Origin of the sequence: Friedmanniella luteola (assembly GCF_900105065.1) — a bacterium.
Taxonomy (GTDB): Bacteria; Actinomycetota; Actinomycetes; order Propionibacteriales; family Propionibacteriaceae; genus Microlunatus; species Microlunatus luteolus.
In genome coordinates this window covers 497,183-512,793 of sequence record NZ_LT629749.1, presented here as the reverse complement: position 1 = coordinate 512,793, position 15,611 = coordinate 497,183, and the positions used below count along the sequence as shown (strand labels likewise).

Sequence of the window (15,611 nt, the reverse complement as noted above, 5' to 3'; positions counted from 1 at the left end):
CTGCCTCGGCGCGGGTTCCGGCTCAGACGCCCGACTTGTCCCCGCGGCGGATCTTCAGGCGGGCCCGGAACTCCTCGACGAAGGCCTCCCGGACGGCTTCGTCGTCCAGCGCCCGGCCGATCCCGCCGAGCCCGCCGGACGCCACGCGCTGGCAGACCACCAGCCAGGCCTGGCCCATCGCGTAGGTGAAGCTGGTCGCGACGCCGGCGCTCATCATCCCGCCGGCGACCGTCCCCGCCCCCGGCACCATCTTGAGCAGCCCGCTGAAGGTGGCCCGGCCGGCCTGGGTGGCGGCCGTCGTCGAGGCGATGGCCAGCAGGGCCGCGCGGTCGACCTTGATCTTGTAGAGCTGCGCGATCTTGGCCATCATCCCCAGCTGGATGGGCACCAGGGCGGCCGCGTCGGAGAACGGGATCGGGATGAAGGCGGCCCCGGCCGCGGCGGTGACGGCCGCGCCTATGTAGCCCTGGGCCTCCTTGGCCTTCCGAGCCTGATCGATCGTCTGCGCGGCGACGAGGGCTCCGTGGACGCCGTCGGGCGCAACGCGAAAGGTGGCATCGAGGACGTCCTGCAGCCCGTGCGCGGGCTGGTCGGCGAACGGGTCGGCCTTGGCGAACACGAAGAACGGCCGGCCGCCGGCCAGCGGTAGCCGGTACTCCTCGATCCGGCGGGCCAGCTCGACGGCGTCCGGGTGGTAGCGGCCGTCGCGGGCCGGCACCTGGGTGAGCACCAGCACGACGGGCAGCCCGAGGTCGGCGAGCCGCCGCACGAAGTCGGCCTCCGCCTCCTCGAACCTGCGGTCCATGCCCCGGACGCAGAACCAGGCGACGTGGATCTGCTCCGCGAGCGGGCGGCGGCGCATCTCCTTCATCGCCTTGCCCAGCTCGGAGAGGATCTCCTTGTTGTCCTTGCCGACCTCGAGGCCCTGGCTGTCGACGATGCCGAGGTGCCCGATCCGGTCGAGGTAGAGGTGGCTGCCGCGGGTCACGGGCTCCCCGATCCCGGTCGCCGCCACGTCCTCCCCGAAGATGGCGTTGACCAGGGTCGACTTGCCCACGCCGGTCTTGCCGAAGAGGGCGAGGTTGAAGCGGCCGATGGCGGCCGACTGCTGCTCGTACTCCTGCCGGAAGGACTCCTTGAACCAGTCCGTGCCGCCTGCCACGTGGGTCTCCTCACCGTCGGGACCCCTTCAGCGTACGGGCGCCGGGGACGGCGGCCGTGCTCCCTCCCCGGTCCGGCCGAGCCCCCTCTGACCAGCGACGATTCGGGTTGCGGGGGCACGGGTCGGTAGACTCGTTCAGGTTGCCCGTCGCCGTCGCGACCGCGCGACCCCCAATCGTCTGTGAAGGAAGTCCTCACGCATGCCCACTCGCTCAGATCTGCGGAACGTCGCCATCGTGGCCCACGTCGACCACGGCAAGACCACGCTCGTCGACGCCATGCTCTGGCAGTCGGGCGCCTTCCGCGCCAACCAGGACGTCAACAACCGGGTCATGGACTCGATGGACCTGGAGCGGGAGAAGGGCATCACCATCCTGGCCAAGAACACCGCGGTGCTGCACCACGCCCCGGACGGCCAGAACGTCATCATCAACATCATCGACACCCCGGGCCACGCCGACTTCGGCGGTGAGGTCGAGCGCGGCCTCGAGATGGTCGACGGCGTCGTGCTCCTCGTGGACGCCTCCGAGGGCCCGCTGCCGCAGACCCGCTTCGTGCTCCGCAAGGCGCTGGCCAAGAACCTGCCGATCATCGTGGTGGTCAACAAGGTCGACCGGCCCGACGCCCGGATCGCCGAGGTGGTCGAGGAGACCTACGAGCTCTTCCTCGACCTGCTGGACGACGCGGACACCGACGTCCTCAACTTCCCGGTGGTGTACGCCTCGGCCAAGGCCGGTCGCGCCTCGCTGACCGCCCCCGAGAACGGCGAGATGCCCGACCACGACGACCTGGGCCCGCTGTTCGCCACCATCCTCGACGGCGTCCCGGCGCCGGAGTACGAGGAGGGCGCGGTGCTCCAGGCCCACGTCACCAACCTCGACGCCTCCCCCTACCTCGGCCGGCTGGCCCTGTGCCGGGTGTTCGCCGGGGAGATGAAGCGCAACCAGGTGGTCGCGTGGTGCAAGCAGGACGGCACCATCCAGAACATCAAGCTCTCCGAGATGCTGATCACCGAGGCGCTGGACCGCGTGCCGGCCGAGATCGCGCGGCCGGGCGACATCGTGGCCATCGCGGGCATCCCCGACATCACCATCGGCGAGACCCTCTCCGACCCCGCGAACCCGAAGCCGCTGCCGCTGATCACGGTCGACCAGCCCTCGATCTCGATGACCATCGGCATCAACACCTCCCCGCTGGCCGGCAAGTCCGGCAAGCTGCTGACGGCCCGCCTGGTCAAGAACCGGCTGGACGCCGAGCTCATCGGCAACGTGTCCATCAAGGTCGCCAACACCGAGCGGCCCGACACCTGGGAGGTCCAGGGCCGGGGCGAGCTGCAGCTCGCCATCCTGGTCGAGATGATGCGCCGGGAGGGCTTCGAGCTGACGGTCGGCAAGCCGCAGGTCGTCACCCGCGAGATCGACGGCAAGATCCACGAGCCCGTCGAGCGGCTGACCATCGACGCCCCCGAGGACTTCGTCGGCGTGGTCACCCAGCTGATGGGGCTGCGTCGCGGGCGGCTGGAGCAGATGATCAACCACGGCACGGGCTGGGTCCGGATGGAGTACCTGGTCCCGGCCCGCGGCCTGATCGGCTTCCGCACCGAGTTCCTCACCGAGACGCGCGGCACCGGCATGATGCACCACGTCTTCGAGACCTACGAGCCCTGGCACGGTGAGCTGCGGACCCGCCCGAACGGCTCGCTGGTGGCCGACCGCACCGGCGTGGTCACGGCCTACGCCTCGTTCAGCCTCCAGGAGCGGGGCACGCTCTTCGTCGCCCCGACCACCGAGGTCTACGAGGGCATGATCGTCGGCGAGAACGCCCGCTCCGACGACATGGACGTCAACATCACCCGGGAGAAGAAGCTCACCAACGTGCGCTCCGCCACGGGTGACGAGCTCGAGCGGCTCATCCCGGCCAAGATCATGAGCATGGAGCAGGCGCTGGAGTTCTGCCGCGGTGACGAGTGCATCGAGGTCACCCCGGCCGCCGTCCGCATCCGCAAGGTCGTGCTGTCGGGCAACGAGCGGTCCCGGACCCGCTCGCGCGCCAAGAACGCCTGACCCGGTCCCGCTGACGCCGCCCGCGGTGCCGAGCCTCGTGCTCGGTGCCGCGGGCGTCCGTCGTCCCGGCCTCGGCGCGGCGCCCCTGGTGTTCACGCCCTCGTCGCTCACGCCGCCTGCGCGGGATGCTCCCGTGGTCCAGGATGGCTCTCGAGATGTCAGGATCTTCCTGGTATCAGGGATGCAACCGTCGGCTCTTCCCCGCCGTAGACGGTGCAGAACCATCTCGGCACCGCGGACCGTGGTCCGACGACTCAAGGGGAACAGCATGAAGAAGGTCATCCGGCTGCTGCTGGGCGTGGTCATGGCGACCGCGCTCGTCGGAGCCGTGTCCGGCACGGGGCCGGTCGCCCCGGCGGCGCAGGCCGCCACCACGTACGTGTCCACGAAGTACACGGCGCCGAAGAAGGGCCAGACCAACAGCGGCGTCCAGGCGCTGCAGCGCCGCCTCGTCAAGGCGAAGGCGCTGGACAAGGACCTGGTGACGTCCTACTTCGGGACCAGGACCGAGGCCGCGGTCAAGAAGTTCCAGAAGGCCAACGGGCTCACGGCCAACGGCAAGGTCAGCAAGAAGACCTGGACGCGGCTGGTCGACAAGACGGGCAAGATCAAGATCACCAAGCCGTCGCCGAAGCTGGACAAGCGTTGCAAGGTCGACGGCCGGGCGCTCTGCATCGACAAGACCAAGGACAAGCTCTACTACATGAAGAACTCGAAGGTGGTCCGCACCTTCGACGCCCGGTTCGGCTGCGCGAGCACCCGGACCCGGGAGGGCAAGTTCTCGGTGCTGTGGAAGAGCCGCAACCACGTCTCGTCGATCTACCACACCCCGATGCCGTACGCGATGTTCTTCAGCGGCGGCCAGGCCGTGCACTACTCGGCCGACTTCGCGGCCCGCGGGTACAACGGCTGCAGCCACGGCTGCGTCAACATCCGCGACAAGGCCGGGATCCGGTGGGTCTTCGACCAGGTGCGCAACGGCGACCGGGTGGTCGTCTACCGCAGCTGAGGGCCATCTCGACACCGCAGGAGGCGGGCACCCCGACGGGTGCCCGCCTCCTGGCGTCAGGGGCGGGTCAGCGCTCCGCGGTGGGGTCCTGCGGGGTCGGCTCGACCACGACCTCCTCGACCAGGACGGCGTCCTGGACGTCGAGGTCCTCGACCAGCGGGGCACCCGGTGCCGGCACCGGGCTCTCGGCGACGGGCGCGGCCGGAGTGGGGACCCCGGGCTCGGCGACCGGCGGGACCGGCGTCTTCGCGGCCGTGCCGCGGATCGCCCGGCGGGCGGCCTCCAGCCGCTCCTCCAGCCGGTCGAACGCGGGGTCGATCCGGTTGACGACGTCGGACCGCACGTCGAGCAGGGCCCGCTGACCGCGCGCCGCGAGGTCGCTGTAGGTGCCGGTCGCCTGCTGCTGCAGGTCGGCGACCCGGCTCTTGGCCACCTCGGGAGCGGCCTTGACCTCTTCCTGCACGCCCTCGGCCCGGAGCCGCATCTCCTCGGCCTGCTTGGCGAGCTCGGCGCGGCGGAACCGCAGCTCCGCCAGCCGGGCGCTGGCCCAGCGCGAGGTCTCGCTGACCGTGTCGCGGAGCGCGCCGACCAGCACCTGGGTGGCGCCGGCGGCGGCGTAGAGCGCCTTGAGGTCGGACTCCCGCATGGCCGCCGTGGCGTCCGCCGCGCCGCGCCGGGCCTGCTCGGTCGCGGGCGGGACGGCGCCGACGGGGTCGCCGGCCGCGGCCGGGGCCGGCTCGTCCTGCAGCGGGACACCGTCCGGGCCGCGGCCGGGGCCGGTAGCGGCGTCGAGCGGGACCTCGACGGGCGCGGGGTCGACCCAGGTGCGGGACAGGTCCGGGTCGACGGGGGTGGGGTCGGGCGTGGTGGACATGGTGCCTCCTGGTGGGCGGTTGGGGTGCGGTCGGTTCAGGGGGTGCGGTCGGGAGCCGGACGGTGCTCGTCGGCGGGGCCGGCCGCGCCGGGGGCGGCGGCGGCCAGGTCGGCCGCGTTCCGCTCGTTCTCCTTCACGAAGGAGGTGTGGATCTCGATCAGGACGTGCTTCTGGCGCTCGGTGAGGCCGGGGTCGCCGAGCACCGCCATCTCCACGGTCGTGCTCGGGTGGTCCTCGGGGTCGAGGATGCCGGCCCGCACGTACAGGCTCTCGGCGGAGACCCGGAGGGCCTTGGAGAGCTGCTGCAGCACCTCGGCGGACGGCTTGCGCAGCCCGCGCTCGATCTGGCTCAGGTAGGGGTTGGAGATCCCGGTCTGCTCGGCGAGCTGCCGCAGCGAGAGCTCGGCCGTCCGCCGCTGGGTCGCGATGAACTCACCCAGCGTGCCCAGCTGGTCCCCGATCCGGGTCGGTCGTAAGCGGCTCACCCCTCCATGGTGCTTGCAATTGCAAGCAGATGCAAGCGCCAGCAAGCGGTGCGGGTCGTGGCCCTGCGGGCGGGCCCCGCCCTAGACTGCCGCGCAACCGCACGGCCACCCCATCCCCGGCCCGCCTGGAGGACCCCATGGTCGCGAACGCCTCGCCCACCGCCGACACCGCCACGTCCGACCAGCCCGAGCTCAAGCGGGTGATGGGGCCCAAGCTGCTGCTGCTCTTCATCATCGGCGACATCCTCGGCACCGGCATCTACGCCGTCACCGGTACGGTCGCCAAGGAGGTGGGGGGCGTCGTCTGGCTCCCGTTCCTGCTGGCCTTCGTCGTCGCGACGATCACCGCGTTCTCCTACCTGGAGCTCGTGACCAAGTACCCGCAGGCCGCCGGCGCCGCCCTGTACGCCCACAAGGCGTTCGGCATCCACTTCGTCACCTTCCTGATGGCGTTCGCGGTCACCTGCTCGGGCATCACGTCGGCGTCGACGGCGTCGCGCGCCTTCGCCGCCAACCTCGAGGCGATGGTGAACGTCGTCCGGGCCGACTGGCTGGGGCTGTCGGAGGTGTCGGTGAGCGACGGCCTGACGACCGTGCTGGCCGTGCTGTTCCTGGCCCTCGTCGGGCTGATCAACCTCCGCGGCGTGGCCGAGAGCGTCTACGCCAACATCGTGCTGACCTGCGTCGAGCTGAGCGGCCTGCTGATCGTCATCTTCATCGGGTTCTTCGCGATCACGCAGGGCAAGGCGGACCTGGGCCGGACGGTGGTGTTCGACACCCCCGAGGACAAGTCGATCTTCATCGCGGTCACCGCGGCCACCTCGCTGGCGTTCTTCGCCATGGTGGGCTTCGAGGACTCGGTCAACATGGCCGAGGAGGTGCACAACCCGGAGCAGGTGTTCCCCAAGATCATGCTCACCGGGCTGGGCATCACCGGCTTGATCTACGTCCTGGTCTCGCTGTCGGCGATCGCGATCGTGCCCTCGGGCGAGCTGGGCGAGGGCGACGCCCCCCTGCTCAAGGTGGTGACGGCCGGGGCCCCGAACCTGCCGATCGACCAGATCTTCCCGCTGATCTCCATGTTCGCGGTCGCGAACTCGGCCCTGATCAACATGCTGATGGCCAGCCGGCTGCTCTACGGGATGGCCCGGCAGCGGGTGCTGCCGCCCGGGCTGGGCCGGGTGCTGCCCGGCCGCCGGACCCCGTGGGTGGCCATCGTCTTCACCACCCTGCTGGCCTTCGGGCTGGTCACGCTGGTCGGCCGGGTCAGCGCCCTGGGCGGCACCACGGCGCTGCTGCTGCTGGCGGTCTTCACCGTCGTGAACATCTGCTGCCTGGTGCTGCGCAAGGACACCCAGAGCCATCAGCACTTCCGGGCCCCGACCGTGCTGCCGGTCCTGGGCGCGCTGCTCTGCGCCTACCTGGTCGGCCCGTGGACCGGCCGGGCGACCGAGCAGTACACGATCGCCGGCATCCTGCTCGCCATCGGCGTGGTGCTCTGGGCCCTCACCTGGGTGCTCAACCGCGCCCTCTGGGGCCGCAAGACCTACGTCAAGGACCCCGCGGCGCTCACCGGCGACGACGACGACCGCTGACCCCGCGCCCTGAGGCTGCCGAAGGGCCCGTCCCCTGAGCCTGTCGAAGGGCCCGTCCCCTGAGCCTGTCGAGGGGCCCGTCCCCTGAGCCTGTCGAAGGGCGCCCCTCGACCAGCCTCGGGGAGCAGGGTCCGTCGGAGCTCAGGCCGCGGAGCCGGCGCGCCGGCCGGCGGCCTGCGGCACGGAGGCGGTGATCAGGCTGCCGTCGGGACGCCGCTCCCCCGTCTGCAGGGTGATCTTGCCCTGGACCGAGGGGCCCTGGCCGTCGAGCGGCACGGTGACGGGCCGGCCGGCCCTGACCGTCAGCCGGCGGCCGCGCACCTTGAACTCGGCCCGCTCTCCCTCGACGACGGTGAAGCGCATGGCGTCGGCGGTGAGCTCGACCTCCAGCCGGGTGCCCTGCAGCGTGACGCGGAAGGTCAGGCCCTCCCAGGTGGCCGGGAGCCGGGGGTCGAAGGTGATGTCGCCGTCGTAGTCCCGCATCCCGCCGAAGCCGTAGACCAGCGCGTTCCAGACCCCACCGGTCGAGGCCACGTGCACCCCGTCGCTGGCGTTGCCGTGCAGGTCGGCGAGGTCGACGAACAGCGAGCTGTGGAAGTAGCGCAGCGCCAGGTCGCGGTAGCCGACCTCCGCGGCGATGATCGACTGCACCACCCCCGACAGCGTCGAGTCCCCGGTGGTGATCGGGTCGTAGTACTCGAAGTCCAGCCGCTTCTGCTCGCTGGTGAAGTGGTCGCCCTGCAGGAACAGCGCCAGCACGACGTCGGCCTGCTTGAGGACCTGGAACCGGTAGATGACCAGCGGGTGGTAGTGCAGCATGAGCGGCCGCTTGTCCTCGGGCGTCTGCCGCAGGTCCCACACCTCGCGGTCCAGGAACTGCGCGTCCTGGGGGTTGATGCCGGTCACCGGGTCGTGCGGGATGGCCATCGCCCGGGCGGCGGCGCTCCACTCCTCGACCTCGTCGGGGTGGATCTCCAGCCGCTCGACGGCGCTGTGGTGGGCCTCGGGGAGGTCTTCGCACATGTGCTTCACCAGCTCGGCGGCCTGCGCCAGGTTGTAGCGGGCCATCACGTTGGTGAAGAGGTTGTCGTTCACCACCGTCGTGTACTCGTCCGGGCCGGTGACCCCGTGGATGTGGAAGCTGCGCGCCCCGTCACCGTCCTCGCGCCAGAACCCGAGGTCGGCCCACATCCGCGCGGTCTCGACGAGGATGTCGATGCCCTCGCGCCACATGAAGTCCTCGTCCCCGCTGGCGGCGACGTACTTGCACAGCGCGTAGGAGATGTCGGCGTCGATGTGGTACTGCGCGGTGCCCGCGGCGTAGTAGGCCGAGGCCTCCTCGCCGTTGACGGTGCGCCAGGGGAACAGCGCGCCGCTCTGGGCCAGGTCGCGGGCGCGCCGGCGGGCGGCGTCCAGCATGTTGTAGCGGAAGCGCAGCGCGCTGCGGGCCATCGCCGGTGAGGTGTAGCTGAGGAACGGCAGGACGTAGATCTCGGTGTCCCAGAAGTAGTGACCGCCGTAGCCGGAGCCGGTGACGCCCTTGGCGGGCACGCCGGACTGCTCGGCCCGCGCCGTCGCCTGGGCGATCTGGAACAGGTTCCAGCGGACGGCCTGCTGCAGCGCGGGCTGGCCGTGCAGGACGACGTCGGCGCGCGCCCAGTAGGCGTCGAGCCAGCGCCGCTGCGCCTCGTACTCGGCCTCGACCCCCTCCGACAGCGTGCGGTCCAGGGTGCGGCGGGCGCGGTCGACGAGCTCGCGGACGGGGACGCCGCGGGAGGTGTGGTACGAGACCGTCTTGGTGATCTTGATCGGCTGCCCGGGCTTGGCGGCGACCCGGTAGACCATCTTGCCGGTGTCGTCGTCGGCGCTGATGTGCGCGGTGTGGGCGTTCTCGGTCTCGATGGCGTGGTCGATGCCGACGGCCAGCGTCATCCCGGAGTTGGCGCAGCGGTAGCCGAGCGCGATCCGGTTCTCGGCGCACCAGTGCAGCTGCGGCTCCAGCACGCGGGACTCGAACGCCTCCGCCTTGCGGGGGTCGGTGCCGCTGCCCATCGCCGCCGCCCGGACGTGGTACTCGTCGCGCCCGTCCTGCCGGTTGAGGGTCTGCGACGACACCACGACCGGCGCCTCCTCGTCCAGCATGGTGACCTCGATGGTCAGCACCGCCAGGTGCCGCTGGGTGAAGGAGACCATCCGGGTGGAGCTCACCCGGACCCGCTTGCCGCCGGGGGTGCGCCAGACGATGTCGCGGTGCAGCACGCCGTCGCGGAAGTCCAGGGAGCGCTCGTAGGACTCCAGGTCCGCGACCGAGAGCAGCATCGGCTCGTCGTCGACGTAGAGCTTCATGGTCTTGTTGTCGGGGACGTTGACGATGGTCTGCCCCACCCGGGCGAAGCCGAACGCCTCCTCGGCGTGCCGGATCGGCCAGGTCTCGTGGAACCCGTTGATGAAGGTGCCGTGGGCGAAGGTCTCGCGACCCTCCTCGACGTTGCCCCGCATCCCGAGGTAGCCGTTGCCGACGGCGAACAGGGTCTCGGTGACGCCGAGGTCCGCGGCGCTGTAGCGCGCCTCGGTCAGCCGCCACTCGTCGACCGGGAAGCGGATCCGGTCCAGCGGGTCGTGCGCGCGCATCGGGCTGTCCCCGCTCGACCCGTAGGTCATCGGGCCAGCTCCGCGAGGTCCTGCACGACGACGTCCGCGCCGGCGGCGGTGAGCCGCTCGGCCCCGACCCCGCGGTCGACGCCCACCACCAGCCCGAAGTGGCCGTCGCGGCCGGCCTCGACGCCGGACAGCGCGTCCTCGAACACCACCGCCCGCTCCACCGGCACGCCCAGCTGCTCGGCTGCGTGGACGTAGGTCGCGCCCGACGGCTTGCCCGGCAACCCTTCGCGTTTCGCGAGCTCCCCGTCGACGACCACCTCGAAGCGCTCGGCCAGACCGGCGGCCTCGAGCACCGCCGGGGCGTTGCGGGAGGAGGAGACGACGGCCATCGCGATCCCGCGCTCGGCCAGGAAGTCCAGCAGGACGACCGAGCCGGGGTAGGGGACGACGCCGTCGTCGGCGAGCACGGCGGTGAAGAACGCGTTCTTCCGGTTGCCCAGCCCGCACACGGTCTCGACGTCGGGGCCGTCGGACGGGTCGCCCTCGGCCAGCTGCAGGCCGCGGGACGTGAGCAGCGAGCGGACGCCGTCGTAGCGCGGCTTGCCGTCGATGTGCTCGAAGTAGTCGGCCTCGACGTAGGGCTGGTCGACGACGCCCCGCCGGGTCAGGAAGTCCACGAAGAGCTCCCGCCAGGCGCGCATGTGGACCTCCGCCGTCGGCGTCAGCACACCGTCGAGGTCGAAGAGCACCGCTCCGTAGTGGTCCCAGTTCACACGAGGAGCCTAAGTCCATCCCGACCCCTGTCCGGACAAACCCCCTCCGCACGCCTCGCGGCGGCGCCGGGTGCGAGGGCGCACCGGGGCGCCCCGTAGATTCCGGGGCATGACGCGGCCCGAGGACGACGACCCGATCCTGGTGGAGGTCGTGCGCAGCGGCTTCGTCGAGAGCGTGCACCACGGCCGGGTGGTGGTGACCGGACCGGACGGGGCCGTGCTCAGCTCGGTGGGCGCGGAGTTCGCCCCGATGTACCCCCGCAGCTCCAGCAAGCCCCTGCAGGCGGTCGGGATGCTGCGCGCCGGGCTCGACCTCGACGGCGCCCTGCTCGCCCTGGTGGCGGCGTCGCACTCGGGCGAGAGCTTCCACGTCGACGGGGTCCGGCAGATCCTGGCCGGCGCCGGCCTGGACGAGCGGGCGCTGCAGACCCCGCCCGACTGGCCGCTGGACGAGGCAGCGCGGGAAGCGGCCATCCGGGCGGGGGTCCCCCGCTCCCCGGTGTTCATGAACTGCTCGGGCAAGCACGCCGGGATGCTGGCGACGACGGTCGCGCTGGGCGCCGACGTGGCGACCTACCGCGATCCCGACCACCCGACCCAGCTGGCGGTGCTGCGCACCATCGACGACCTGGCGGGCGAGCAGGCCACCAACCTGGCCGTCGACGGCTGCGGCGCCCCGCTGTTCGCCCTGACCCTGTACGGCCTGGCCCGCGCGTTCGGCCGGCTGGCCGCGGCCGCCGACGGACCCGAACGTCGGGTCGCGGACGCGGTCCGCGCGCACCCGGAGTTCACCTCCGGCACGACGCGGGACGAGCTGGCGCTGCACCGAGCGGTCCCGGGCCTGCTGGGCAAGGCCGGCGCGGAGGCCGTCTACGCCGTCGGGCTGCCCGACGGCCGCGGCGTCGCGCTCAAGATCAGCGACGGCGGCCCGCGCGCCCGGGCCGTGCTGATGGCGGCGGTGCTGCAACGGCTCGGCTTCGACCACCCGACCCTGGACGCCCAGGTGAGCGAGCCGGTGCTGGGTCACGGCGAGCGCGTGGGCGAGGTCCGCCCGGTCCGCGAGGCCCTGGGCGCCCTCGGCGGCTGACGCCTCCCGCGCTGTCGGAGGCTGCTGCCAGACTCGGCCCGACGGCCTGCCGACCAGACCCGACCCGCCGGTCAGCAGCCTGTCCCCCACTTCACACCCCGTCGGTGCACGTCACACCCCGTGCAGAGGGTGCGCGGACCGTCCACGGGGTGTGAAGTGGGGGACCTGAGGGGGCCCGAGGGTCCGGGCCGGCCCGTCAGGCCTCCTGCTGGGCGGGGGCTGCTGCTGGACGGGGCTACCGCTGACCGGGGCTACTGCTTGACGTCGCCCTCGATGATGCTGCTGGCGCCGGCGCTGCGGAGCTCGGCGTGGTCGAGGTGCCCGCGCATCTCCTCCACCAGCTCGGCGTCCCCCCGTGGCAGTGCGGCGGTGAGGTGCTGGGCGGCGTCGGCGACGACCGCCTCGTGCACCGCCGCGGCCACCTGCTGGCGGGTCCCGGCGGGCAGGTGGCCGGGGTCGACGTGCACCTGGGCTCGCGCCCGGGCATCCTCGTCGGGCGGGGTCACGACGGCCTCGGCGACGACCGCGCCGTCCACCTCGACCTTGATCTGCTTCTGCTCGGTCACGGGACGTCCTCTGCTGGTCGGGTCGGTCGCGACGAGCATGGCAGTCGCCGACCACCCGGGTCCACACCCTGCGGGGTGGGTGGACCGGCCGGGCTCAGAGCCGGGGGCGGACGTGCAGGCCGATGTCGGGGTCGACCAGCGTCTCGGCCCGCGCGGCCACCGCGTCGACCAGCAGCTCGGCCTCCGGGTCGGTGTTCCGCTTGACCAGGGCCAGGGCGACCGGCCCCAGCTCGTGGTGCCGGGCGGACCCGCCGACGAAGCCGATGCTGCGGCCCGCCAGCTCCACCGCGGACCCCACGGTGGGCAGGGTGTCGACGCTGCCGTCGAGCAGCAGCCGGACCAGCCGGCGCGGCGGCCGACCGAGCGTGTGCACCCGGGCGACCGTCTCCTGGCCGCGGTAGCACCCCTTGTCCAGGTGGACGCCGACGCCCAGCAACCCGATCTCGTTCGGGATCGTGCGGTGGTCGGTGTCGAGGCCGATCCGCGGCACGCCCGCCTCGATCCGGCGGGCCTCGAGGGCCCAGGTGCCGGCGCGCGGGGCCAGGTCCAGCGCCTCCGCCAGCCGGTCGCGGGGGACGAAGAGCTCGCGCCCTCCGAGGGAGTCCAGGCCGCCGCGGGCCAGGAACTCCGACGGCGCGTCACCCAGCTGCCAGACGACGGCGGTGTCGGCGGTCCGGTCGGCGACCTCGACCCGCATCATGAAGCGCATCCGGTCCAGCCAGGCGACCAGCGCGGGGGCGGCGCCCGGCTCGGTGTGGGCCCAGAAGGTGGTGCCGTCGTCGACGCCGTAGAGGACGTGCTCGACGTGGCCCTGCGGGGAGAGCACCAGGGTGGTGACCCCGACCCCGGGCCGCAGGTCGGTCAGGTGCTGCGTGGTCAGCGAGTGCAGCCAACCGAGCCGGTCGGGTCCCGTGAGGGTCAGCACGCCGCGGTGCGAGAGGTCGACGACGGCCGCGCCGGTCCCGAACAGCCGCTGCTCGCGCATCGGGTCGCCGTAGTGCCAGGGCACCCCGGCGTCCAGTCCGGACTCGGCCACGATCGCAACTGGGGAGCTCATGCCCAGGTCAGCGTCGAGGGACCGGTCTTTCTTCCCGCGACCGGTCCGCGGGCGGCCTCAGCCGCGGACGAGCCGCGCCCACAGGTGCGACTGCAGCGGCAGCCCGTTGGCCGCCTTGTCCAGCGTCCAGAGCATCTCGCCCTCCACGTTGCCGTAGAGCCGCTGGCCCGCCGCGTAGTCCTCGGCCGTCGCCGTGCGCACCACGGCGTCGGTCGACAGCTCGATCTGGGCACCGTTGATCTTGCCGTACCAGATCTCGGTGTAGCCCTCGGGATGGCTCAGCACGACCTCGATGGTGCCGTCGGGCTGCGGCCGCCAGAAGCCGGTCTCCATCGAGAGGGGACGGACGGCCTTGCCGGCGTCGTCGGTCTCGAAGGTCTGGGACAGGTAGTGCAGGTAGTTGCCGCCGTTGTGGGCGAAGTCGACCTGCTGACCGAAGTCGAAGTCGTCGGTGCCGGGGTAGGTGCCCTTGCCGGAGCCCTCCCAGCGGCCGATCATCCACGCGATCGGCATGAGGTCGGGGTGCAGGTCCTGGGTGATCTCGAAGGCCACGGGTCAGCGCTCCCGGCCCCGGACGCGCACCGGCACCGGCGCAGGCCGCAGCACGAGGCCGAGCAGCACCAGGACGGCCAGCCCGAGGGCGGTCACCCCGACGAGCAGGAGGACGGCAGAGGTCGCAGACACAGCGCCCACTCTACTGACCCGCCGACGGCTGGTTCAGGTCGCGCTCCAGGACGGTGGTGGCGGTGACGTAGGTGCGCCCGCCCGCGACGGGCCAGCTCTCGACGCGGGACCCGGCCTCGCGGTAGCCGAGGCGCAGGTACAGCGCCCGGGCCCGCGGGTTGTCGTGCTCGACGGTCAGCCGGGCCGTGCCGCGGCCGCGGGCGCGCGTCCGCTTCTCGAGGGCGGCGACGAGGCGGGTGCCGAGGCCGAGCGACTGCAGGTGCTCGTGCACGGCCAGCATGGTGAGCTCGCCCGCCTGCGGGTCGGGGCGGAAGTCGACCGCCCCGGTGGCGACGAGCCGGCCGTTCTCCAGCGCGACGACCAGCACCGCCATGTCGTCGGCGTAGGTGGCCTGCAGGGCCTCGGCCATCGCCCTGACGTGCTCGGAGCCGCCGGACCAGCCCAGCTCGCCCAGGTCGGTGGGTTCGAGGTCCCGGACGCTCAACCGCAGCTTCACCGCACCCAGCCTGCCAGAGCACGACCCGCGACGGCGGGGCCCCGGGAGCGCTGGCTAGCGTGAGCCCATGCCCCGCCCCCGTCGCACCCCCGCCCCTGCCCTCCCGGTCGCCGCCCGGTGACCCGCTACGTCATCGTCGGCGCCGGCGCCATCGGCGGGGCGATCGGTGGCCGGCTGGCCCACGCCGGGCTGGACGCGGTCCTGGTCGCCCGCGGCGAGCACCTCGCGACGCTGCAGAGCACCGGGCTGCGGCTGCGCACGCCGGACGAGGACGTGACGGTGCCGGTGCACGCCGTCGGCGGCCCGGACGAGGTGGAGCTCACCCCGGACGACGTGCTGGTGGTCGCCACCAAGACCCAGCAGGCGCCGGACGCGCTGACGACCTGGGCCGACGCCCCGGTGCACGCGGACGGCCGGGTGGTAGGCACCGCCGGCGAGCGGCTGCCCGTGCTGATGGCGCTCAACGGGGTCGCGAGCGAGACCATGGCCCTGCGCTACTTCGCGCGGGTCTACGGCGTCTGCGTGTGGATGCCCGCGGTGCACCTGACGCCGGGCGAGGTGATCATCCGCGGCGGCCCGCGCTCGGGCATGCTGCACGTCGGCCGGGTGCCGGCGCAGACCGACGAGCGCGACGCCGCCCTGCTCACGCAGGTGCAGCGGGACTGGACGGCGGCGAACTACGACGTGCCGCTGCCCCCGGACGTGATGCCCTGGAAGTACCGCAAGCTGATCAGCAACCTCGGCAACATCTTCCAGGCCCTCGTCCACGGCAACGGCGACACCGGCCCGCTGACGGCGCGGGCCGACGCCGAGGCCCGGGCCGTGCTGGCCGGCGCCGGGATCGCCGTCACCAGCGACGCGGAGGAGCAGGCGGCCCGCTCGGCGGGCTTCACCATGCACGAGGTGCCCGGCGTCCCCGACGACGTCGGCGGCTCCACCTGGCAGTCGCTCACGCGCGGCACGGGCAACGTCGAGACCGACTACCTCAACGGCGAGATCGCGCTGATCGCCCACCGCACGGGGCAGGCGGCCCCGGTCAACGCGAGGCTCGCGATCCTCGCGCGGCAGGCGGCGGCGACGGGGCTGAAGCCCGGGGCGATGAGCGCCGACGAGCTGGCCGGGCGGCTGGGCCTGGACTGACCCGACGTCGGGCTCGGGGC

Annotated in this window: 15 protein-coding genes; 5 read left to right on the top strand and 10 right to left on the bottom strand. The window is 72.5% G+C overall.

Annotation, left to right across the window (positions count from 1 at the left end):
• Window positions 1-22: 22 nt before the first annotated feature.
• A complete protein-coding gene (locus BLT72_RS02430) occupies window positions 23-1,162 on the bottom strand; it encodes a GTPase family protein (protein ID WP_091409657.1) in 1,140 nt (379 codons plus the stop codon).
• Window positions 1,163-1,361: 199 nt separating this feature from the next.
• On the opposite strand from BLT72_RS02430, the gene typA reads away from it, so the two are divergent.
• Both typA and BLT72_RS02420 read left to right on the top strand, forming a co-directional pair.
• Window positions 1,362-3,224: a translational GTPase TypA gene (typA, locus tag BLT72_RS02425; protein WP_091409654.1), complete on the top strand. Its 1,863-nt coding sequence runs from the start codon at window positions 1,362-1,364 to the stop codon at window positions 3,222-3,224.
• Window positions 3,225-3,492: 268 nt separating this feature from the next.
• Complete coding sequence (locus tag BLT72_RS02420; RefSeq protein WP_197677174.1) at window positions 3,493-4,233, top strand: L,D-transpeptidase family protein; 741 nt, start codon at window positions 3,493-3,495, stop codon at window positions 4,231-4,233.
• A gap of 67 nt (window positions 4,234-4,300) precedes the next feature.
• Here BLT72_RS02420 and BLT72_RS02415 read toward each other — a convergent pair whose 3' ends face one another.
• Both BLT72_RS02415 and BLT72_RS02410 read right to left on the bottom strand, forming a co-directional pair.
• Entirely contained in the window at window positions 4,301-5,107 is an 807-nt protein-coding gene (locus BLT72_RS02415) for a hypothetical protein (RefSeq protein WP_091409646.1), read from the bottom strand.
• A 35-nt stretch (window positions 5,108-5,142) separates the two neighbouring features.
• Window positions 5,143-5,592 carry a helix-turn-helix domain-containing protein gene (locus tag BLT72_RS02410; protein ID WP_091409642.1) on the bottom strand — a complete coding sequence of 150 codons (450 nt, stop codon included), beginning with the start codon at window positions 5,590-5,592 and terminating at the stop codon, window positions 5,143-5,145.
• A 137-nt stretch (window positions 5,593-5,729) separates the two neighbouring features.
• Here BLT72_RS02410 and BLT72_RS02405 point away from each other — a divergent pair, with 137 nt between their 5' ends.
• Window positions 5,730-7,187 (top strand): APC family permease, encoded by a 1,458-nt coding sequence (locus tag BLT72_RS02405; RefSeq protein ID WP_197677173.1) that lies wholly within the window; start codon window positions 5,730-5,732, stop codon window positions 7,185-7,187.
• A 141-nt stretch (window positions 7,188-7,328) separates the two neighbouring features.
• On the opposite strand, the gene BLT72_RS02400 is transcribed toward BLT72_RS02405, so the two are convergent.
• Together BLT72_RS02400 and BLT72_RS02395 are read right to left on the bottom strand one after the other, a co-directional pair.
• Window positions 7,329-9,848 carry a glycoside hydrolase family 65 protein gene (locus BLT72_RS02400; protein ID WP_425349218.1) on the bottom strand — a complete coding sequence of 840 codons (2,520 nt, stop codon included), beginning with the start codon at window positions 9,846-9,848 and terminating at the stop codon, window positions 7,329-7,331.
• On the bottom strand, window positions 9,845-10,561 hold the full coding sequence (locus tag BLT72_RS02395) for an HAD family hydrolase (RefSeq protein WP_091409638.1): 717 nt from the start codon (window positions 10,559-10,561) through the stop codon (window positions 9,845-9,847). The genes BLT72_RS02400 and BLT72_RS02395 overlap by 4 nt, the downstream gene beginning before the upstream one ends.
• Before the next feature lie 109 nt (window positions 10,562-10,670).
• On the opposite strand from BLT72_RS02395, the gene BLT72_RS02390 reads away from it, so the two are divergent.
• Window positions 10,671-11,648 carry an asparaginase gene (locus tag BLT72_RS02390; RefSeq protein ID WP_091409634.1) on the top strand — a complete coding sequence of 326 codons (978 nt, stop codon included), beginning with the start codon at window positions 10,671-10,673 and terminating at the stop codon, window positions 11,646-11,648.
• Window positions 11,649-11,899: 251 nt separating this feature from the next.
• Here BLT72_RS02390 and BLT72_RS02385 read toward each other — a convergent pair whose 3' ends face one another.
• The 5 genes from BLT72_RS02385 to BLT72_RS02370 form a co-directional block, all read right to left on the bottom strand.
• Window positions 11,900-12,214 (bottom strand): hypothetical protein, encoded by a 315-nt coding sequence (locus BLT72_RS02385; protein WP_091409632.1) that lies wholly within the window; start codon window positions 12,212-12,214, stop codon window positions 11,900-11,902.
• Window positions 12,215-12,308: 94 nt separating this feature from the next.
• Window positions 12,309-13,271, bottom strand: a complete 963-nt coding sequence (ygfZ, locus tag BLT72_RS02380; RefSeq protein WP_091409629.1) for a CAF17-like 4Fe-4S cluster assembly/insertion protein YgfZ — start codon at window positions 13,269-13,271, stop codon at window positions 12,309-12,311.
• A gap of 57 nt (window positions 13,272-13,328) precedes the next feature.
• On the bottom strand, window positions 13,329-13,784 hold the full coding sequence (locus tag BLT72_RS02375; protein ID WP_425349232.1) for a heme-binding beta-barrel domain-containing protein: 456 nt from the start codon (window positions 13,782-13,784) through the stop codon (window positions 13,329-13,331).
• A 42-nt stretch (window positions 13,785-13,826) separates the two neighbouring features.
• Window positions 13,827-13,955, bottom strand: coding sequence for a hypothetical protein (locus BLT72_RS23250; protein ID WP_280949242.1), 129 nt, complete (start codon window positions 13,953-13,955; stop codon window positions 13,827-13,829).
• Between the two features lie 10 nt (window positions 13,956-13,965).
• Window positions 13,966-14,451 (bottom strand): GNAT family N-acetyltransferase, encoded by a 486-nt coding sequence (locus BLT72_RS02370; RefSeq protein ID WP_091409622.1) that lies wholly within the window; start codon window positions 14,449-14,451, stop codon window positions 13,966-13,968.
• Between the two features lie 117 nt (window positions 14,452-14,568).
• Between BLT72_RS02370 and BLT72_RS02365 the strand changes: the two genes are divergently transcribed.
• A complete protein-coding gene (locus tag BLT72_RS02365; RefSeq protein ID WP_091409619.1) occupies window positions 14,569-15,591 on the top strand; it encodes a ketopantoate reductase family protein in 1,023 nt (340 codons plus the stop codon).
• Window positions 15,592-15,611 lie beyond the last annotated feature (20 nt).